Below are 20556 nucleotides of genomic sequence, written 5' to 3'. Positions count from 1 at the left end.
AGAGTACACTTTTGGCCCTTAAAACCCGTTCTTAAGGGCCAAAAACGTACTCTCGCGAGCTACCGGAAGGGTCAGGCGGAGAGGGTGGCGGGCTCGGGGACGGGAGTCGCTGCGGGCGCACGGCGACCGTGGGGCAGGGCGAGCCCGATCAGGGCGGCCAGACCGAGCACGGATGCCCCGACGACGATCGCCGGGACCGCCGCATCCACGTAGCCGGTCGGGGTCAGCTCTCCTCCGGCACCCGTGAAGACGGCCGTGAGGACCGCGACGCCGAGCGCCACGCCGATCTCGCGCAGGGTCGAGTTGGTTCCGGTCGCCTTCGCGTGGTCGTTCGGGACCATGTTCGCGAGCACTGCCGTGGAGCTCGGCGCGAACACGAGTCCCATCCCGACGCCGGCGAGGAGGAACGCGGGCACGAGGTCGATGTATGCAACCGTCGCACTCATCTCCACCGCCAGCCAGCCCATCGCGATGGCGAGGAAGGAGAGTCCGAGCACGATCGGAAGCCGGGTGCCCGTTCGCGGACTGAGCAGGCCGGTGAGCGGGGCGATCACCATGGGCGCGAGGGTCCAGGGCATCGTCATCAGGCCGGCCTCGAGCGGGGTGTGCCCCTGCACGATCTGCAGGAACTGGATCAGGATGAAGATGGACCCGAAGATGCCGAAGCTGAAGGTGAGGCCGACGAGGTTGGCGACGGTGAAGCTGCGGTCCCGGAACAGCCGGAGTGGCAGCAAAGGGTCAGGCGTGCGGGCTTCCCAGGCGATGAAGGCCGCGAGCAGGACCGCGCCGCCGGCGAGCGCGCCGAGGACCTCGAGGCTGGTCCAGCCCGCGTCGTTGCCGCGAACGATGCCGTAGACGAGACCGAAGACGCCGACCCCGGCGAGGACGAGACCCACGACATCCGCCCGGACCCTGGCCCCGAAGCTGTTCGGAAGGGCGACCAGGGCGAGTGGGATCGAGATCACGCCGAGCGGGACGTTCAACCAGAAGATGGCCTGCCAGTTCCAGCCTTCGACGACGGCGCCGCCGATGAGCGGGCCGAGTGCGACGCCGAGGCCGGAGATTCCGCCCCAGATACCGATCGCGGCCGGGCGGCGCTTCTCGCTGACCGAGCCGACGAGGAGGGTGAGCGACAACGGCATCAGGGCAGCGGCCCCGACACCCTGGATCGCCCGCGCGGTGATGAGCTGCCAGGGCTCTGTCGAGAGACCGGCGAGCGCGGAGGCGACCGTGAAGATCGCGATCCCGGCGAGGAAGACGGTTCGCCGGCCGAAGCGGTCGCCGATGGCGACGGCCATCAGCATGAAGGTCGCGAAGCTCAGCGAGTACGCGTTGATCACCCATTGCAGCTCCTCGATGGAAGCGCCGAGGTCTCGGTTGATCACGGGGAGGGCACCGGTCACGACGAGGTTGTCGAGGGTGGCCATGAACATGGGGAGTGAGGACGCGACGATGGCGAGCCAGATCGGGACGCGACGCGTGATGGGCTGGGACACGTGGTATCCAATCGAGGGGGCGAAGAAGCACGGAATGTTGTAATCGAATGATTACAAATAGAGACGATAGTTATTCGCGGATACCATGTCAAGAGTGAGTGAAGAATCCGGTACGGCAGCCAAAGAAACGACCACCGAACGAATCCCCGCGGCGTTGCGCAGGGAACAGATCCTGGCCGCGGCGAGCCGCGTCTTCGGCGAACGTGGATACTCCGGTGCCACGACCGACCAGGTCGCGCAGGCCGCCGGGATCAGCCAGCCGTACGTCGTGCGGATGTTCGGCACGAAGGAGAACCTCTTCCTCGAGGTCGTCGCCCGTGCTCTCGACAAACTCATCACGACCTTTCGCGTGGTCCTTGCCGAGCCCCAGCCGGCCGGCGACGACGACGCCGACTCGCTCGTCGCCCGTCTCGGGGCCGCATACGTCGACCTGATCGAGGACCGCGGCATCCTGCTCTCGCTCATGCAGGCCTTCATCACCGGGCATGACCCGGTGATCGGCGCCAAGGCCAGGGAGGGTTTCCTGCAGATCTACCGGATGCTGCGCGACGAAGCCGGGTTCCCCCCGGAGATCATCCGGGATTTCCTCGCGAACGGCATGCTCTTCAACACCCTGCTCGCCATCCGGCTCCCGGACATCTTCGAGGACGACGAGGCCGCCGAGGAGCTGATGCGGTGCGCCTTCCGGGGCAAGCTCGACGTCGTGCTCGACGCGACGGGCTCGCACGCCTCGCACGCCATGTCCGCCCCGACCGGCACTGCAGGGACACACTCATGAGTGCAGACATCGAGCGCGAGACCGAACCCAACGACGAGACGTCGTCCCGAAACAGCGCGCGGGTGCATTCCACCGCGAGCGGTCTCCTCCTCGTCGACAAGCCGCAGGGTTGGACGAGCCACGACGCCGTCGCCCGCACGCGGCGCCTCGCAGGTACCCGCAAAGTCGGCCACGCGGGCACCCTCGACCCGATGGCCACCGGCCTGCTGCTCCTCGGCATCAACAGCTCGACCCGACTGCTCACCTTCATCGTCGGGCTCGACAAGGAATACCTGGCCACGATCCGGCTCGGCTCGGCGACGACCACGGACGACGCGGAGGGCGAGGAAGTCTCCCGCGCGCCTGAGGCATCCGTCGCACTCATCGAGCCCGCGGCCATTGCGGCCGGAATCGGCCAGCTGACCGGGTATATCAGCCAGCAGCCGAGCGCGGTGAGCGCGATCAAGGTCGACGGAAAGCGCGCGTATGCCCGCGTCCGCGACGGGGAGGACGTGCAGTTGCCCGCCCGGCCTGTCACCATCGCCGCCTTCGAACTGCTCTCGAGCACGCCCGTCGACGGCTTCCTCGACCTCGAGGTGCGCGTCGAGTGCTCCTCCGGCACGTACATCCGGGCCCTCGCCCGCGACCTCGGCGCCGGGCTCGGCGTCGGAGGGCACCTGACCGCGCTCCGCCGCACCCGCATCGGCCCGTTCCGTATCGAGAACGCCCAGCCCCTCGCGGAGCTCGACGTCGCCGCCGCTCTCATCAGTCCGGCGGATGCCGCGACGCGTGTGCTCGGGCGCCTCGACCTCACCGAACAACAGGCGATCGACCTCGGTCACGGCAAACGTATCGAGGTCACGACCGAGATCGCGGATACCGGGGCAGCGGGGACCGCGGCTCCGCTCGCCGCGATCGCCCCCGGCGGCCGGCTCGTCGGCCTCGTCGAGCTTCGGGGCACCCAGGCCCGCACCGTGATCAACTTCCCGCCCGACGAGGCCGCAGCGGGGGAGTCCTCGTGATCGAGTGGTTCACCTGGCTCCAGGTCGGTGTCGCGGTGCTCGCCGGCGTGCTCTGCCTGTTTCTCGGGCTGTTCGGCCGGGTCCCGAACGACCTCACGATGGGCGCGACGGCGCTCGTCGAACTGCTCCTCGTCGGGCAACTCGTCGTTTCGATCGCGGCACCCTTCGCCGGGAACACGGCGAGCGGCAGCCTGCTCGAGTTCTACACCTACCTCGTGAGCGCCCTCATCGTTCCCGTCGCCGCCGCCGCCTGGGCGCTCATCGAACGCAGCCGCTGGAGCACGGTCATTCTCGGCGGCGCGTGCCTCGCGATCGCGGTCATGGTGTACCGGATGTTCCAGATCTGGACAGTGCAGGGCTTGTGAGAGTCTCGCTCCCACAAGCTGCGATAATTAACAGGCCATGACCGGACCACAGAGCGCAGCCGAGAACGTCGTCGATGGACCGCAGAAGCGCAGGGTCACCGGCGTCGGACGCCTGCTGATCGCCGTCTACGGGCTGCTCGCGCTCGCCGCGACCGGGCGGTCGTTCGTCCAGATCGCCTCCAAGTTCGACCAGGCGCCGCTCGCGTACTCGCTGTCTGCGTTGTCCGCGGTCGTGTACATCGTCGCGACCATCGCGCTCGTGCGCAGCAGCGGCCGCTGGTACCGCGTCGCGTGGGTGACCATCTCCTTCGAGCTTCTCGGCGTGCTCGTCGTCGGCACCCTGAGCATCGTCGACCCCGCGCTCTTCCCGCACGACTCGGTCTGGTCGGTCTTCGGCAGCGGCTATCTCTTCATCCCGCTCGTGCTTCCGATCCTCGGGATGATGTGGCTCGTCCGCCACCGCCCTGCTCGTCCACAGGGCCCGGCACGACCACAGGGCCAGGCCGGTCGACAGGCCAGCTCGTGAAGGTCCTCTCCGGCATCGGCTCCCTCCCGCTCGAAACCGCCACCTCCGGCTCCGCGGTCACGATCGGGAAGTTCGACGGCGTCCACGCCGGCCATCGCGCCGTGATCGACCGGCTCAAAGACATCGCCGGAACGCAGGGGCTCACGGCGGTCGTCGTGACCTTCGACCGGCATCCGCTCGCCCTGCTCGCCCCAGAGAAGTGCCCGCCGTTCCTGATCAGCGCCGAGCAGAAGCTCCGGCTGCTCGCAGAGACCGGCGTCGACTGCACCCTCGTGCTCGAGTTCACCAGGGACCTCGCGAGCCTGCCGCCTGAGGTCTTCGTCGAGACCGTCCTCGTGAACGGACTGCACGCCCGGCACGTGCTCGTCGGCAGGGACTTCCGGTTCGGCGCGCACGGCGCCGGTGACGTGGCCCTGCTCACCGAGCTCGGCGCACGCTTCGGCTTCGCCGTAGACCTGATCGAGGATGTCAAGCCCGACCGGGTGCGCAGGGTTTCGTCGACCTGGATCAGGGAACTGCTCGCGAGCGGTGATGTGAGGGCTGCCGGCGAACTGCTCGGCCACACCCCGACCGTGCGCGGCGAGGTCGTGCACGGCGCGGCCAGGGGCCGCGAACTCGGGTTCCCGACGGCCAACCTCTCCGCGGAGTCCGAGGGGCTCATTCCTGCCGACGGCGTCTATGCCGGCTGGCTGACCGACGGCGCGGATCGTTACCCGGCCGCCATCTCGGTCGGCAACAATCCGACCTTCGACGGGGTCGCGCAGAAGCAGGTCGAGGCCTACGTATTGGACCGGGAGCTCGACCTCTACGGTCACGTCGTCGAGGTGTCGTTCGTCGACCGGATCCGCGGGATGGTCGCGTTCACCGGAATCGATCCGCTGATCCTGCAGATGCGGGCAGACGTCGACCAGATCCGCACTCTCCTCGCCGGCTCGACCCGCCACTGAAAGCGAGCGCGCTGCAGGGGCTCAGTGCTCAGCGCTCAGGGCTTAGGCCGCGGGGGAGCGCGGCCCGGTCGGTGTGAAGCCTTCCCGGCCGAAGAGGAAGAGCACGATGTTCACGGCCGTGCTCTCGATCACGGCTCCGCGCCCGACGCGCCAGCCGGCATCCGTCGCCACAAGCGTGCGGCGGCGCACGACCGCCTTGACCGGGGTGGGTGCCATCAGCGCCCGGCGCACGGCAACCGCGCCGAGCGCGACCGGCGAGACCTCAAGGGCCCTGCCGAGCGGATGCGCCAGGTCGAGTCCGTGGACGACGACCTCCGTCAGTTCGGTGATGCCGTGCCGCCCCCGGGCGGTCACCCGCCCCGCGGCGTACTCGGCGGCGGTGGTCTGCAGCGACGCGATGAGCTCAGCCGGCTCTGCCTCGGCGGCCCGGCGGCTGAGGGTGTCGACGGCATGGTCCACACTCAGGTTCGGCAGTTGCTCCCGCAGTGCCGTCCACCCGGTGCCGAGCAGCTCCCGCGTCGGGGTCCCGACCCGCCAGACGAGATGCCCGGCCGCGTCGCGCACCCGCCAGCCGCCGCAGAGGCTCGGTGTCTCCCATTCCTCCGCGGAAAGCGTCTCAAGGATTCCGGCGATTCCGGTCAGGGTCGCCGCGATATCCGCGCTCCAGTCGGACGTCGTCCCGGTGTCGTCCACCTGGGGCTTGCGGCTGAACGGCAGGTACTGGGAAATGTCGGGCATGACGTCCAGCCTAGACTCGCCCGGTGAATAGACTTGGCCGGTGAACCCCACCCCGATCCGCGGTCTCTGGGCCGGGCGAACCCTCGCGCTTCTGGGCATCCTCCTCGTCGCGGCCAACCTGCGCACGGCGGTCGCGGCGCTGTCTCCGATCGTCCTGGCGATCAGCGTCGACGTCCCGCTCGGGGCGCTCGCCATCGGCGTGCTCGGCATGCTCCCGCCGGTCTGCTTCGCGGTCTTCGGCATCTTCACTCCCGTCTTCACGCGCCGCATCGGGCTCGAGCGGGTCGTTGTCGTCGCCCTTGTCGCAATCCTCGCCGGTCACCTCCTCCGTGGCAGCGCGGGTTCCCTGACCTGGCTCATCGGCGGAAGCATCGTGACCTTCGCAGGTCTCGGCGCCGGTAACGTGCTGCTGCCCCCGCTCGTCAAGAAGCACTTCCCCGACCGGGTCGGCCTCGTGACCTCCCTCTACGTCACGGTGCTGTCTCTGAGCACCCTCGTTCCGCCTCTCATCGCGGTCCCGGTAGCGGATGCCGCCGGCTGGCGGGTCTCCCTCGGCATGTGGATGATCCCCGCGCTCCTCGCCCTCGTGCCCTGGGCCACCATGCTCGTGCGGCACCGGATGTCGCAGAGCGCCCCGCCGGCGGTTCCGGAGGCCGAGCCGGTGCTGCTGGCCCGCATCGGCCGTTCTTCGATCGCCTGGGCGATCGCCGTCGTCTTCGGGACGTCGTCGCTCAACGCATACGCGCTCTTCGCCTGGCTTCCGCTGATGCTCACCCAGACCGCGGGGATCAGCCCCGGCCAGGCCGGGACGTTGCTCTCCCTCTACGCCGCCGTCGGACTGCCGTGCGCGCTCGTCGTGCCGTGGCTCGCCGTACGGATGAAGAACCTCAGCCTCCTGATCTACGTCGGAATGTTCGCCTTCATCGCCGGAGACGTGGGTCTCCTCCTCGCACCGGGCACGCTCACGGTTCTCTGGGTGCTGCTCGCCGGCCTCGGCCCGCTCTACTTCCCGCTCGCGCTCGTGCTGATCAACCTCCGTACGCGCACCCACGAGGGCTCCGTCGCGCTCAGCGGGTTCGTCCAGAGCGTCGGGTACACCCTCGGCGCCCTCGGGCCGCTTGTCGTCGGCGTTCTGCACCAGCTCACGGGGGGCTGGAGTTGGCCGATCTGGTTCCTGATCGCGACCGGCCTCGCCGTGGGCTTCGCCGCGCGCGTGATCGCCCGCCCGCATCTCCTCGAAGACGACCTCGACCGTTCCCGCTGACCACGTGGGCTGAGGTGTCGCATATCGACGTTCCTGGGCCACGGAACCTCGATATGCGACACCTCAGGAGGGAGTCGGGGGTCGCAGCAAGGCACCGATGCGGCTCTGCTCATGTGAGCAAGTTTTCCCACAACAGTTGAGGCGTGCGTCGACGCGTCCTACGCTGGTTGGGGAGCCAACGGAGGACCGCGTGATCGATACAGATGAACTGTTGTCCATTCGCGCCGCCGAACTCTATTACGAAGAGAACAAGACCCAGGACGAGATCGGCGCCGTCCTCCGGCTCACCCGCTGGAAGGTCGGCCGGCTCCTCGCGCAAGCCAAGGCGAGCGGCTTCATCCGGATCGAGATCGTGCACCCGCGGGCCCGCCGCCTCATCGTCGAGCGTCGCCTGCGGGAACACACCGGGCTGAGCGACGCCGTCGTCGTCTCCGCAGCCGGCGTCTCGACCGACGAGGAGCTGCAGTCCCGGGCGGCCCAGGCCGCCGCCGACTACCTCACCGCGCTCCGTCCGGTTCCGGCGACCCTCGGCATCAGCTGGGGCCGCACCCTGCACGAGGTGGCCCAGGGCCTGAAGCCCGGTTGGGCGCGCGGCGTCAACGTCGTGCAGATCAACGGCGGCGTCAGCCTCAACCGGCGGGAGGGAACGGCCGCGGCGACCGCGGTCACGATCGCGCAGAAAGCGCACGGCTCCGCGACCCTGCTGCCGAGTCCCGCGATCCTCGAGCGCGTCGAAACCAAGCTCGCGATCGAATCCGACCGCGCCGTCGCGACGGTCCTCGACCTGGGCAGCGCGGCATCCGCCTACCTGTTCAGCGCAGGCCAGGCCGACGAGAATTCGGCGCTCGTCGACAGCGGCTACCTCACTGCCGACCAGGTCGCCGAACTCGTGCGCAAGGGCGCCGTCGGAGACATCGTCGGCCGGTACATCAACGCGGACGGCCATATCGTCGACCTCGAGCTCGACGAGCGGACCATCGGCATCCGGCTCGAACAACTGCGCCGGGCACCGACCGCGATCGCCGTGATCGCGGGAAGCACAAAACACGCCGTCGCCCGCGCCATCGTCTCCAGCGGCCTCTGCACCGTGCTCGTCACCGACGAGGACACCGCCCTGGCCGTCTTGGGCGAAACCCACTGACCGGAACGCCCTCAGGCGCCCGGACCCCCGTGACACCCACCACCACCCTGCGAGGACATTTCATGACAAGCATCCCAGTGGTCGCGACCCAGCCGTCGACGAGGTCCCGTGCCCTCGCCCTCATCGGCGGCGAGGCCACAGACGCGAACCTCCGCCGCTACCTGCACGGGATCCCCGGGATCGACGCGGTCGGGCTCGAACAGCGTGCCGCCGCCCTCGGCACGCGCTCGATCAAGACGAGTTCGAAGAAGCGGGCGATCGACACGATCATCGGCCTGATCGACCTGACGACCCTCGAGGGCGCCGACACGCCGGGCAAGGTTCGTTCCCTCGTCGGCAAGGCGCTCACGCCAGACCCCGGTGACCCGGGCTGCCCCCGCGTCGCCGCCGTCTGCGTCTACGGAGACATGGTCCCGTACACCGTCGAGGCGCTCGGCTCCGCACACGCGGCCGGTCGCGACCAGGGCATCTTCGTCGCCTCCGTCGCCACCGCCTTCCCGAGCGGCCGCGCCTCCCTCGCGGTGAAGCTCGCCGACGTGGCCGACGCCGTCGCGGCCGGCGCAGACGAGATCGACATGGTCATCGACCGCGGGGCCTTTCTTTCCGGTCGTTTCGGCCAGGTCTACGACGAGATCGTCGCCGTCAAGGAAGCCTGCCGCCGCGCCGACGGCAGTGTCGCCCACCTCAAGGTGATCCTCGAGACCGGCGAACTCAACACCTACGACAACGTGCGCCGCGCCTCCTGGCTCGCCATCCTCGCCGGGGGCGACTTCATCAAGACCTCAACCGGCAAGATGCAGCCCGCGGCCACACTCCCCGTGACCCTCTCGATGATCGAGGTCGTGCGCGACTGGCATCGCCTCACCGGCGCGAGGGTCGGCGTGAAACCGGCCGGTGGCATCCGCACCTCGAAGGACGCCATCAAGTACCTCGTCGCCGTCGCCGAGACCGTCGGCGAGGACTGGCTCACGCCGAGCCTCTTCCGCTTCGGCGCCTCAAGCCTGCTCAACGACGTGCTGATGCAACGGCAGAAGATGCGCGATGGACACTACTCCGGCCCCGACTACGTGACGATCGACTGAAGGAACCACGATGAGCTTTCTTGACTACGCTCCCGCGCCGGAGTCCCAGGCGCTGCTGCACCTCCGCCCCGAATACGGACTCTTCATCGACGGCGAATTCGTCGCCGGCCGCGGCGAGCCCTTCCAGACCATCAACCCCGCGACCGAGAAGCAGCTCGCCATGATCGCACACGCCGACGCGGCGGATGTCGACACCGCGGTCGCCGCGGCCCGTCGTGCATTCGAACGGCGCTGGTCGACCCTTTCTGGCAGCGACCGCGGCAAGTACCTGTTCCGGATCGCACGTCTCGTGCAGGAGCGCGCCCGCGAGCTCGCCGTTGCAGAGACCCTGGACAACGGCAAGCCGATCACCGAAAGCCGTGACGTCGACATCCCCCTCGTCGCCGCCTGGTTCTTCTACTACGCCGGCTGGGCGGACAAGCTCGACCACGCCGGCCTCGGCGTCAACCCCGCGGCGCGGGGCGTCGCCGCCCAGGTGATCCCGTGGAACTTCCCGCTGCTCATGCTCGCGTGGAAGATCGCCCCGGCCCTCGCCGCGGGCAACACCGTCGTCCTCAAGCCGGCGGAGACCACCTCGCTCACCGCGCTCCTCTTCGCCGAGATCCTCCAGCAGGCCGAGTTGCCGGCCGGCGTCGTGAACATCGTCACGGGGGGCCGCGAGACCGGGCAGGCGCTCGTCGGCCACTCCGGCATCAACCTCGTCGCCTTCACCGGCTCGACAGGGGCCGGCAGGGCCATCGCCCGCGCCGTCGCAGGGACCGACAAGAAGATCATTCTCGAGCTGGGCGGCAAGGCGGCGAACATCGTCTTCGACGACGCTCCGATCGACCAGGCCATCGAGGGCATCGTCAACGGGATCTTCTTCAACCAGGGCCACGTCTGCTGCGCGGGCAGCCGCCTGCTCGTCCAGGAGAGCATCCACGACGAGGTCGTCGACCGGCTCAAGCAGCGCCTCTCGACGCTGCGCCTCGGCGATCCGCTCGACAAGAACACCGACATCGGTGCAATCAACAGCGCAGACCAGCTGAAGCGCATCACCGAACTGTCCGCCATCGGCGAGGACGAAGGCGCCGAACGCTGGAGTCCCGACTGCGACCTGCCGGAGAACGGGTTCTGGTTCCGGCCGACCATCTTCACCAATGTGTCGACGAGTCACCGCATCGCCCGCGACGAGGTCTTCGGCCCCGTGCTTTCCGTGCTGACGTTCCGCACCCCCGAGGAGGCGATCGCGAAGGCGAACAACACGCCGTACGGTCTCTCCGCCGGGATCTGGAGCGACAAGGGCAGCCGCGTCCTCGCCGTCGCCGACCGGCTCCGCGCCGGTGTGATCTGGGCGAACACCTTCAACCGGTTCGACCCCGCGAGCCCCTTCGGCGGTTACAAGGAGTCGGGCTACGGCCGCGAAGGCGGCCGCCACGGCCTCGCCGCGTACCTCCAGCCGGCGGGCAGCGCCGCAGTCGCCGCCGCCCGCCACGCCGTGGCCGTGGACGCCGATCATGCCGTCAAGCCGTCCGCAGCACGAAAGAAGGCCACCAAGTGACCCGCCTCGCCGTCCCCAAGACCTACAAGCTCTACATCGGCGGAAAGTTCCCGCGGAGCGAATCCGGTCGCGTCTATGCCGTGGCGACGCCGAGCGGCGACTTCCTCGCGAACGCGGCGCAGGCATCCCGCAAGGACGCCAGGGATGCCGTGGTCGCGGCACGCTCCGCCTTCGCGGGGTGGTCGCGTGCGACCCCGTACAACCGCGGCCAGGTGCTCTACCGCATCGCCGAGCTGCTCGAGGGCCGTCGCGCCCAGTTCGTCGAGGAGATCGTGCAGTCAGAGGGCGTGTCAGCGTCGGCCGCGGGCCGGCAGGTCGACGAGGCCGTCGACCGGTGGGTCTGGTACGCGGGCTGGGCCGACAAGTACGCGCAGGTCGCCGGCAATGCGAACCCGGTTTCCGGGCCGTACTTCAACATTTCCGTGCCAGAGCCGACCGGTGTCGTCGCTATCATCGCCCCGCAGTCCGGCGGGTCGCTGCTCGGTCTCGTGAGCGCCGTCGCCCCCGCCCTCGTCTCAGGCAACACGGTCGTGGTCGTCGCCGACGAAACCAGGCCGCTCTCGGCGATCACTCTCGGCGAGGTGCTCGCCACGAGCGACGTCCCCGGCGGGGTCGTCAACATCCTCACCGGGTCACCGGCCGAGATGGCGCCGTGGCTCGCGAGCCACGCCGACGTCAACGCGATCGACCTCCTCGGTGCCGGCGACCTCGACTGGGTGCACCTCGAGATCGACGCGGCCGAAACCCTCACCCGGGTGCTCCAGCCCGAATCCGGGGCGGATGCCGCGGCGCCCTCCCTCGCCCGGATCCTCGCCTTCACGGAGACGAAGACCGTCTGGCACACCAAGGGCCTGCTCTAGGCGCGGGGCTACTCCTCGTGGGGGCGGTCGGGGCCGTCCTCGCGCAGCAGGTCTTCGAGTGCCTGGTCGACCTCGTCGAGTTCGGGTTCCGTGCCCGCCGCGACGCTCGCGGCCGTGCTCGTCAGCCGCGCGACGAGCGCCTTCGGGTCGTCGAGGTCCGCTGACGTCGGCAGAAGGTCGGGGTGCGCCCAGAGCGCGTCACGACCGTCGTTACCGACGGCATCCGTCACGGCCTGCCACATCGCGGCGGCCTCGCGCAGCCTGCGCGGACGCAGCTCGAGCCCGACGAGGGTCGAGAACGCGGACTCGGCCGGACCGCCAGAGGCGCGACGGCGCTTGACGGTCTCGTTGATGGCATCGGCGCGGGGGAGCCTGCTCGTGGCCTCGACGGTCACGACGTCGACCCAGCCTTCGACGAGCGCGAGCATCGTCTCGAGCCTCGCGAGGGCGGCGAGCTGGGTCTCCGACTTCGGCGGGATCAGCGATCCGTTCAGGATCGCCTGCCGCAGTTCCTCGGGGTTGGACGGGTCGAAGCCCTCGGCGAGTTCTTCGAGACGCCCTGAGTCGATGCTGATGTCGTGGGCGAAGTCGGTGATCGAGCTGATCAGCCGCAGGCGCAGCCAGCGCGAATGCCGGAACAGCCTGGCGTGGGCGAGTTCCCGCACGGCAAGGTAGATCTGAACCTGGTCGATCGGCACGTCGAGGTCTTCGCCGAAGGCCGCGACGTTCTGCGGCACGAGGGCGGCCTGCTGGTCGGTCATGAGCGGGATGCCGATGTCGCCTCCTGAGACGACCTCGCTCGCGAGCTGGCCGACGACCTGACCGAGCTGCATGGCGAAGAGGGTGCCTCCGATGCTGCGCATCATCTTGCTCGCGCCGGCCATCATGCCCTTGAGCTCCTCCGGCGCCTGGTCGGTGAGGACCTTGGTCAGGGAATCGGAGATGCTGTTCGCGACCGGCTCCGCCAACTGGGTCCAGACCGGCATGGATTCCGTGACCCACTCCTTGCGGGTGAGAAGGCGCGGGACCACCGTGAGTTCGGCGATGTCGGTCACCTCGTCGAGCCAGAGCGCAGCAATGTGGAACGCCTGGTCGAGGGCGGCGTGCTCTGCGGGGGTCACCGAGACCTGGCTCTCGGCCGCCTTGTTCTGGCCCTGCGTGAGCGCTGCGTCCCAGCTGATGCCGCCCTCGCCGTTGCCGCGGAGGGCACCCTGCAACTGCTGCATGAGAGCGTTGATGCTGGCCGGGTCTGCCGGCAGGCCGGCGGCTCCGGCGAGCTGGCTCGGATCGATGGAGGACTTGCCCGACAGGATGTCGCGCAACATGTCCCGGAATTCGTCTTCCGGGTTGGGACCCTCGTCGGGTCGGGAGTCGTCGGGCACTTCAGGCACCTCTCAGTCGCTTGCTTCTACGCTAGTCCGAGACGCCCGGCCCGAACTGGGAAATGACCTACGCTGAGAGGTCTGGTGTCCGCTTGCCGCGAACGCCCGGCATAACCTGGAAGGAGCCCGGTGGCCCTCTTCACCGACGACCCGACGCCATCCGACTCCGGCACCACCTGGGAAGAGCGATCGCCGCGCTCCCGGCGTGCAAGCAAGGCCGGTTGGATCGTGCTCAGCATCGCCCTGGCCTGCGGCATCATCCTCGGCGTCACCCCGGCCCCATACGTGATCGAGAAGCCGGGCCCCGTCTACAACACCATCGGCTCGACCATCTCTGAGGACGGTGCGGACAGGCCCCTGATCACCATCGACGGCGCGGAGACCTTCCCGACCGACGGAACGCTGGACATGCTCACCGTGTCCCTCGTCGGCAACCCGGACAACCGCCCGAGCTGGCTCAAGGTCGCCGGAGCGTGGCTGGATTCCAGCCAGGCCGTCATCCCGATCGAGGCGGCGTTCCCCTCGAACACCACGACGCAGCAGCGCGACGAGGAGAACACCGCGCAGATGGTCAACTCCCAGCAGGATGCGATCGCCGCCGCCCTGACGAACCTCGGCTACACCTACCCGACGATCGTCTCGGTTGTTTCGCTGCCCGACGGTTCGCCGGCGACGGGCGTCCTCAAAGCGGACGACCAGATCGCCACCGTCAACGGCGCCGCCGTCACCGACATCGCCTCCCTCCGTGCCGCGCTCACGGCGAACGGCGCCGGCGTTCCGGCCACTGTCGGCATCGTGCGCGGCGGCGTCGCGCAGGACCTCACGGTCACCCCCGTCGACTCGGACGGCTCCGCGATCATCGGGATCAACGTGAAGACCGAGTATCGGTTCCCGTTCACGGTCACCATCCAGCTCGACCAGGTCGGCGGCCCGAGCGCCGGCATGATGTTCGCGCTCGGCATCATCGACAAGCTCACCCCCGGGCTCCTCCAGGGCGGCGAGAACGTCGCGGGCACCGGCACGATCGATCAGGCGGGCACGGTCGGCCCGATCGGCGGCATCCGCCAGAAACTCGCAGGCGCCCGGAGCGCCGGAGCAGACTGGTTCCTCGCCCCCGCGGACGACTGCGACGAGGTCACCGGGCACATCCCGGACGGTCTCACGGTCTTCTCGGTCACGACCCTCGACCAGGCACTCACCGCGCTGGACGCCATCAAGTCCGGGGCGGACACGAGCGCACTCCCGCACTGCCCCGTGCAATAACGGGGGATACCCCAGCGGCCTTGCAGGGAACTCTGAGCCGGCTTGGGGCCGGCTGGCAGGCCTGCTCCCAGAACCCCTGTCTAGAATGAGGCCTGACCGCCGATTTACAGACCAAGAGGCCCATTCGTGACGTCACAATCCACCGGAAACGCTCCTCGCAGGAGTCGTGCCCCCCTCGCCATTACGGCCGCCATCATCGCGGGGCTGGTGATCCTGTTCTTTGTGTTCGCCGGCCTGTACGCCGATGTGCTCTGGTTCAACCAGCTCGGCTTCCTGAGCGTACTGACCACCCAGTGGGCGGCAGGAGCCGCTCTCTTCTTCGTGGGCTTCCTCGCCATGGCGATCCCGGTCTTCGTCAGCATCCAGATCGCCTACCGGATGCGTCCGGTCTACGCGAAGCTCAACTCGCAGCTCGACCGCTACCAGCAGGTCATCGAGCCGCTCCGCCGCCTCGCCATGTACGGCATCCCCGCTCTGCTCGGCCTTTTCGCCGGCGTCGCCGCCGCCACCCGCTGGCAGGTCGTGCTGATGTGGCTGAACCGCACCGACACCGGCACCACCGATCCGCAGTTCCACCTCGACGTGTCGTTCTACCTGTTCGACCTGCCGTTCTTCCAGGCGTTCCTCGGCTTCGCATCCGCCGTCGTCCTCATCTCGGCCATCGTCGCGATCGCGACCACCTACCTGTACGGGTCGATCCGGGTCAGCGGCCGCGAAATCCTCGTGTCCAAGGCCGCTCGCGTCCAGATCGCCGTCACGGCGAGTCTCTACCTGGTCCTGCAGGCGCTCAGCATCTGGCTCGACCAGTATTCGACGCTCACCAGCACGAACGACCTGATCACCGGTGCCGGCTACACCGACACCCACGCCACCATCCCCGGACGGGCGATCCTCGCCGGCATCGCCGCCGTCGTCGCCATCCTCTTCCTCGTCACGGCGATCATCGGTCGCTGGCGCCTCCCCGTGATCGGCACGGCGCTCCTCATCGTGACAAGCCTCCTGCTCGGCTCCCTCTACCCGTGGGTCGTGCAGCGCTTCCAGGTCGATCCGAGCGCGAAGTCCCTCGAGGCCGAGTACATCCAACGGAACATCGATCTCACCCGGAACGCATACGACCTCTCCGGTGTCACCGAGGTCCCGTACAACGCGACGACGACCGCAGAGCCAGGGGCACTTCGGGCGGACGCGACGACGACCGCCAACATCCGGATCCTCGACCCGGCCCTCGTGAGCGACGCCTTCTCGCAGCTGGAACAGTTCAAGCAGTATTACCAGTTCCCGAAGAACCTCGATGTGGACCGGTACACGATCGACGGCAAGTCCCAGGACACCGTCGTCTCCGTCCGTGATCTCAAGCTGTCCGGGCTCAACGCCGGGAACACCTGGGTGAACTCGACGATCGTCTACACCCACGGGTACGGCGTCGTCGCGGCATACGGCAACCAGCGCTCGGCAGACGGCCAGCCCGTGTTCCTCGAGTCCGGCATCCCGACGACCGGATCGCTCGGAACTTACGAGCCGCGGATCTACTTCGGTGAGAACTCACCGACCTACTCGATCGTCGGGGCCGCGGCGGACAGCAAGCCCGTCGAGCTCGACTATCCGTCCGGCACCGATGGCGCCCAGCAGACCTACACGACGTTCACCGGCAACGGCGGTCCGAAGCTCGACAACGCGTTCAACAAGCTCATCTATGCGCTCAAGTTCCAGTCCGAGCAGATCTTCCTCGCCAACGACGTCAACGACCAGTCGCAGATCCTCTACGACCGCGACCCCGTCACGCGCGTGCAGAAGGTCGCCCCCTACCTGACCCTCGACTCCTCCGCATACCCCTCTGTCGTCGACGGCCGGGTCAAGTGGATCGTCGACGGCTACACGACGAGCGCGGACTACCCGTACTCGACACCGGTCGGCCTGAGCGACGCCATCACGGACACCGAGACGCCCGCACAGCCGTTCGCGCTCGACAAGATCAACTACATGCGCAACTCGGTCAAGGCAACGGTCGACGCCTATGACGGCTCGGTCACCCTCTACGCGTGGGATACCACGGACCCGATCCTGAAGACGTGGCAGAAGATCTTCCCGTCCACGGTCAAGCCCATGAGCGATATGAGCGGCCAGCTGATGAGCCACGTCCGGTACCCGGCCGACCTCTTCAAGGTGCAGCGTCACATCCTGAGCCAGTATCACGTGACTGACCCCGGCTCGTTCTACTCGCACGACGACGCGTGGACGACGCCGAACGACCCGGTGTCGCCGTCGACGAACACGACTCTCCAGCCCCCGTACTACCTCACGATGCAGGTGCCCGGTTCGGAGAAACCGGCATTCACCCTGTACTCGACCTTCATCCCGGACGCGACGGGTACCACGAGCCGGAACGTGCTCACCGGGTACCTCGCCGTCGACTCGGATGCCGGCGCGACCGACGGAGTCAGATCGGCGGAATACGGAAAGCTCCGCCTGCTCACCCTGCCGAAGGCGAACACGGTGCCGGGCCCCGGCCAGGTGCAGGCGAAGTTCAACGCCGACCCGACGGTATCGACCCAGCTCAACCTGTTGAAGCAGGGCCAGTCGAAGGTGCTCAACGGCAACCTGCTGACGCTGCCCGTCGGTGGCGGGCTCCTGTACGTGCAGCCGGTCTACGTGCAGTCGACGGGTGAGACCAGCTACCCGCTGCTGCAGAAGGTTCTCGTGGCCTTCGGTGACCAGATCGCCTTCGAGGACACCCTGAACAAGGCGCTCGACGTGCTCTTCGGCGGCAGTTCGGGTGCGCAGGCCGGTGACACTTCGGTGCCGACCACCGGAACGACGACGCCGACGACAGGCGGCACCACGACACCCTCGACGACGACGGGCAACCCGGCAACGGATGCCCAGCTCCAGGCGCTCCTGGCCGTCGCCAAGCAGGCTATTGCCGACAAGCAGGCGGCGCTGACCGCCGGCGACTTCGCGGCCTACGGTGTGGCGGACAAGAAGCTCTCCGACACCGTCGCGAGCATGCTCGCCCTGCTGGGCCAGTAGCAGACAGCAGCACCGGCCGCGGACAGCATCCGTGGTCGTGACGGCCGGTTCCCCTCGGGGAGCCGGCCGTCCGTGCGTGTGGCACAACGCACGAGCGCCGGCACAGAACCCGCGCAGCATGCACGGCGCCGCGTGGTTCGACTGGGCCTCAAGGCTGTGATAAGCTACTTCTTGTAGCGCGGGGTGGAGCAGTTCGGTAGCTCGCTGGGCTCATAACCCAGAGGTCGTAGGTTCAAATCCTGCCCCCGCAACAGATGCCCCCGGAACCGTAAGGTTCCGGGGGCTTTTTTCATACCCGGAACCGATACCCTCGGTGGATGACCTGCCCCACGACCCGGCCCCTGGCCTACGCCGAGACCGGGCATGCCTGAATGTTCACCATCGACAGGGACGATCCTGCGCGACCGGACGTCCATCGGCTGCTCGACGAGCATCTTGCGGATATGTTCGCCTCCTCGCCGGCCGAGAGTGTCCACGCCCTCGACCTCGAAGCCCTGTCCGCACCGGAGATCCGATTCTGGACCGCTCGGGAAGGCGGCACCCTGGTCGGCTGTGGGGCCCTGAAAGAGCTGACGAGTGACCACGCCGAGCTCAAGTCCATGCGCACAACGCGGGAGGCGCGCGGTCGCGGAGTGGCGGCCGGGCTCCTCTCGCACATCCTCGACGACGCACTCCACCGGCGCATCGGGCGCGTCAGCCTGGAAACCGGGACCCAGGACTCTTTCGCCCCGGCCCGGCGGCTGTACCTGCGCGCCGGCTTCGTCGAATGCCCGCCGTTCGCCGGGTACACCCTCGACCCCAGCAGCGTCTTCCTGACCATCCGGCTCGCTCGGGAGTGAGCCTTACTCCGGTGGGCCGCCGGTGATCGGTCAGTGGATCGCAGCGAGCAGAATGCCGACGCCGACGAAGAGAACTCCGAAGATGCGGTTGAGTACCCGCTGGCCGCGCGCGTCCCTGGTGAAGCGCTGGAATGACCGCGCCGTTCCCGCGAAGAAGAGCCACATCACGAGCACGTCGATCACGATCACCGTGGCTGCCGCGATCAGGTATTGCGGGAGCGCGGGGCGGTCGAGCCGGATGAACTGGGGGAGGAAGGCCAGGAAGAAGACGATCGCCTTCGGATTGAGCAGGTTCACCCACAGGCCGCGACGGAACATCGACCAGCGCGGCTCGTCACGAAGAGCCCGGGCGCTCTCGGCGTCCAGGCTCGGCTTCGCGAGGAACTGCCGAATGCCCAGGTAGACGAGGTACGCGGCGCCCGCATAGCGGATGATGTTGAATGCGACAGGCGAATTGGCGACGAGCAGCCCAACGCCGAGGGCAACGATCGTGATGTGCACGACCAGTGCAGCCTGTTGGCCGAGGATGCCCCAGATGGAGCGGCGGAACCCGGAATTGAGGGCATTGCTCATGGTGTTGATCGCCCCAGCCCCGGGCGTGAAACTGATCAGCGCACCCGCACCCACGAGGGCCAGCCAGAGGGAGAATTGCACCGCTCCAGCCTAGGGCCTGCCTGAACCCGTGGATTGCGGTGGGTTGTGTCAGAATCGACCCGTTCCCCGACGTCGTTGTCCGAGAGAGATGAGTGCCATGAGCGAAGTACCCGTTGTCCCGCACTGGATCGATGGCGCCGAGCACGCCGGGGTGTCCGGCCGTACTTCTCCGGTCTTCGACCCGGCCCTCGGCACCATCACGAAAGACGTCCCCCTCGCCGACGCCGGCGAGATCGAAGCCGCCGTCGCATCCGCCAAAGCCGCGTTCCCGGCGTGGCGCGACCTGTCGATCGCCAAGAGGCAGTCGATCATCTTCACGTTCCGCGAACTGCTCAACGCCCGCAAGGGTGAGCTGGCCGAGATCCTCACGAGTGAACACGGCAAGGTGCTCTCCGATGCCCTCGGCGAGATCACGCGGGGGCTCGAGGTCGTCGAATTCGCCTGCGGCATCCCGCACCTGCTCAAGGGCGAATACTCCGAGAACGTCGCCACGGGCGTCGATGTGTACTCGACCCGCCAGGCCCTCGGCGTCGTCGGCATCATCAGCCCGTTCAACTTCCCGGCCATGGTGCCGATGTGGTTCTTCCCGATCGCCATCGCGGCCGGCAACACCGTGATCCTCAAGCCGAGCGAGAAGGACCCGAGCGCAGCCATCTGGCTCGCCAGGCTCCTCAAGGAGTCCGGTCTACCCGACGGCGTCTTCACGGTCCTGCACGGGGACAAGGTGGCCGTTGACGGCCTCCTCACGCACCCCGACGTCAAGGCGATCTCCTTCGTCGGATCGACCCCGATCGCCCGCTACGTCTACGAGACCGGCACGCGGCACGGCAAGCGGGTGCAGGCACTCGGTGGCGCCAAGAACCACATGCTCGTGCTTCCGGACGCCGACCTCGACCTTGTCGCGGACTCGGCGGTCAATGCCGGCTTCGGCAGTGCCGGGGAACGGTGCATGGCCATCAGCGTCGTCGTCGCGGTTGAACCGGTCGCCGACGAGCTGGTCGGGAAGATCGTTTCCCGGATGACGGCCCTGACCGTCGGTGACGGGCGTCGCTCGTGCGACATGGGCCCGCTCATCACGGAAGTTCACCGCGACAAGGTCGCAAGCTACATCGAGATCGCAGCGGATGACGGCGCGACGATCGTCGTCGACGGTCGCGGCATCGAGGTCGACGGAGACAAGAACGGGTTCTGGCTCGGCCCGACCCTGATCGACCACCTCCCCGTCACCTCGAAGGCGTACACCGAGGAGATCTTCGGCCCGGTGCTCGGCATCGTCCGGGTCGACACCTACGAGGAGGGCGTCGCCCTGATCAACGCCGGTGCGTTCGGCAACGGCACCGCGATCTTCACCAACGATGGCGGGGCCGCGCGCCGGTTCCAGAACGAGATCGAGGTGGGCATGATCGGCATCAACGTGCCCATCCCGGTCCCGGTCGCGTACTTCTCGTTCGGCGGCTGGAAGAACTCGCTGTTCGGTGACACCAAGGCCCACGGCGCAGAGGGCGTGCACTTCTTCACCCGCGGCAAGGCGATCACCAGCCGCTGGCTCGACCCGAGCCACGGAGGCATCAACCTGGGCTTCCCCCAGAACCGATAACAGCCGAAAAACAGGTTGGGGCCCCCCCCCCCCGGGGGGGGCCCCAACCTGTTTCA

18 protein-coding genes and 1 tRNA gene are annotated in these 20556 nt (G+C 68.1%); 15 read left to right on the top strand and 4 right to left on the bottom strand.

Going from position 1 to position 20556, the window contains the following annotated elements; genetic code table 11:
• Nucleotides 1-71: 71 nt before the first annotated feature.
• Complete coding sequence (locus QN357_RS03740; protein WP_241975392.1) at nt 72-1496, bottom strand: DHA2 family efflux MFS transporter permease subunit; 1425 nt, start codon at nt 1494-1496, stop codon at nt 72-74.
• Nucleotides 1497-1590: 94 nt separating this feature from the next.
• Here QN357_RS03740 and QN357_RS03735 point away from each other — a divergent pair, with 94 nt between their 5' ends.
• From QN357_RS03735 to QN357_RS03715, 5 genes are read left to right on the top strand one after another with little or no spacing between them, the layout of a single operon-like run.
• Nucleotides 1591-2274 carry a TetR/AcrR family transcriptional regulator gene (locus QN357_RS03735; protein ID WP_241975391.1) on the top strand — a complete coding sequence of 228 codons (684 nt, stop codon included), beginning with the start codon at nt 1591-1593 and terminating at the stop codon, nt 2272-2274.
• Nucleotides 2271-3275, top strand: coding sequence for a tRNA pseudouridine(55) synthase TruB (truB, locus tag QN357_RS03730; protein WP_322135429.1), 1005 nt, complete (start codon nt 2271-2273; stop codon nt 3273-3275). The genes QN357_RS03735 and truB overlap by 4 nt, the downstream gene beginning before the upstream one ends.
• Entirely contained in the window at nt 3272-3640 is a 369-nt protein-coding gene (locus QN357_RS03725) for a hypothetical protein (protein WP_134445854.1), read from the top strand. The genes truB and QN357_RS03725 overlap by 4 nt, the downstream gene beginning before the upstream one ends.
• A gap of 37 nt (nt 3641-3677) precedes the next feature.
• Nucleotides 3678-4166: a hypothetical protein gene (locus QN357_RS03720; protein ID WP_134445853.1), complete on the top strand. Its 489-nt coding sequence runs from the start codon at nt 3678-3680 to the stop codon at nt 4164-4166.
• Nucleotides 4163-5113, top strand: coding sequence for a bifunctional riboflavin kinase/FAD synthetase (locus tag QN357_RS03715; RefSeq protein WP_241975390.1), 951 nt, complete (start codon nt 4163-4165; stop codon nt 5111-5113). Before QN357_RS03720 ends, QN357_RS03715 begins: the two co-directional genes overlap by 4 nt.
• A 42-nt stretch (nt 5114-5155) precedes the next feature.
• Here QN357_RS03715 and QN357_RS03710 read toward each other — a convergent pair whose 3' ends face one another.
• Nucleotides 5156-5851, bottom strand: a complete 696-nt coding sequence (locus tag QN357_RS03710) for a maleylpyruvate isomerase family mycothiol-dependent enzyme (protein WP_322135430.1) — start codon at nt 5849-5851, stop codon at nt 5156-5158.
• Between the two features lie 40 nt (nt 5852-5891).
• Here QN357_RS03710 and QN357_RS03705 point away from each other — a divergent pair, with 40 nt between their 5' ends.
• The 5 genes from QN357_RS03705 to QN357_RS03685 all read left to right on the top strand — a co-directional run bounded on the left by QN357_RS03705 (nt 5892) and on the right by QN357_RS03685 (nt 11738).
• Complete coding sequence (locus QN357_RS03705) at nt 5892-7115, top strand: MFS transporter (RefSeq protein ID WP_323504569.1); 1224 nt, start codon at nt 5892-5894, stop codon at nt 7113-7115.
• 190 nt (nt 7116-7305) lie between these two features.
• Nucleotides 7306-8256: a sugar-binding transcriptional regulator gene (locus QN357_RS03700; RefSeq protein WP_322135432.1), complete on the top strand. Its 951-nt coding sequence runs from the start codon at nt 7306-7308 to the stop codon at nt 8254-8256.
• A 62-nt stretch (nt 8257-8318) separates the two neighbouring features.
• Entirely contained in the window at nt 8319-9338 is a 1020-nt protein-coding gene (gene deoC, locus QN357_RS03695) for a deoxyribose-phosphate aldolase (protein ID WP_134445849.1), read from the top strand.
• A 10-nt stretch (nt 9339-9348) separates the two neighbouring features.
• Nucleotides 9349-10878 (top strand): aldehyde dehydrogenase family protein, encoded by a 1530-nt coding sequence (locus QN357_RS03690; RefSeq protein ID WP_322140906.1) that lies wholly within the window; start codon nt 9349-9351, stop codon nt 10876-10878.
• Nucleotides 10875-11738, top strand: coding sequence for an aldehyde dehydrogenase family protein (locus QN357_RS03685; protein ID WP_134445847.1), 864 nt, complete (start codon nt 10875-10877; stop codon nt 11736-11738). The genes QN357_RS03690 and QN357_RS03685 overlap by 4 nt, the downstream gene beginning before the upstream one ends.
• Before the next feature lie 8 nt (nt 11739-11746).
• Here the strand turns inward: QN357_RS03685 and QN357_RS03680 are convergent, their stop codons facing one another.
• Nucleotides 11747-13120, bottom strand: coding sequence for a zinc-dependent metalloprotease (locus QN357_RS03680; protein ID WP_370294914.1), 1374 nt, complete (start codon nt 13118-13120; stop codon nt 11747-11749).
• A gap of 129 nt (nt 13121-13249) precedes the next feature.
• On the opposite strand from QN357_RS03680, the gene QN357_RS03675 reads away from it, so the two are divergent.
• From QN357_RS03675 to QN357_RS03660, 4 genes are all read left to right on the top strand, one after another.
• Entirely contained in the window at nt 13250-14383 is a 1134-nt protein-coding gene (locus QN357_RS03675; protein ID WP_322135433.1) for a PDZ domain-containing protein, read from the top strand.
• Between the two features lie 126 nt (nt 14384-14509).
• On the top strand, nt 14510-17410 hold the full coding sequence (locus tag QN357_RS03670) for a UPF0182 family protein (protein ID WP_174774617.1): 2901 nt from the start codon (nt 14510-14512) through the stop codon (nt 17408-17410).
• A gap of 177 nt (nt 17411-17587) precedes the next feature.
• Nucleotides 17588-17661, top strand: a tRNA-Met gene (locus QN357_RS03665).
• Between the two features lie 120 nt (nt 17662-17781).
• The gene (locus tag QN357_RS03660) at nt 17782-18249 is read left to right on the top strand and encodes a GNAT family N-acetyltransferase (RefSeq protein ID WP_134445846.1); all 468 of its coding nucleotides are present in this window, start codon (nt 17782-17784) and stop codon (nt 18247-18249) included.
• A 30-nt stretch (nt 18250-18279) separates the two neighbouring features.
• Here the strand turns inward: QN357_RS03660 and QN357_RS03655 are convergent, their stop codons facing one another.
• Nucleotides 18280-18903 (bottom strand): LysE family transporter, encoded by a 624-nt coding sequence (locus QN357_RS03655; RefSeq protein ID WP_134445845.1) that lies wholly within the window; start codon nt 18901-18903, stop codon nt 18280-18282.
• A gap of 97 nt (nt 18904-19000) precedes the next feature.
• On the opposite strand from QN357_RS03655, the gene QN357_RS03650 reads away from it, so the two are divergent.
• Nucleotides 19001-20500 carry a CoA-acylating methylmalonate-semialdehyde dehydrogenase gene (locus QN357_RS03650; RefSeq protein ID WP_241987402.1) on the top strand — a complete coding sequence of 500 codons (1500 nt, stop codon included), beginning with the start codon at nt 19001-19003 and terminating at the stop codon, nt 20498-20500.
• The last annotated feature ends 56 nt before the right edge of the window (nt 20501-20556 follow it).

It is taken from the genome of Cryobacterium sp. RTC2.1 (assembly GCF_035018685.1).
GTDB lineage: Bacteria > Actinomycetota > Actinomycetes > Actinomycetales > Microbacteriaceae > Cryobacterium > Cryobacterium glucosi.
Note: the sequence above shows the minus strand (reverse complement) of the source record. Positions and strands in the feature narration are given on the sequence as shown.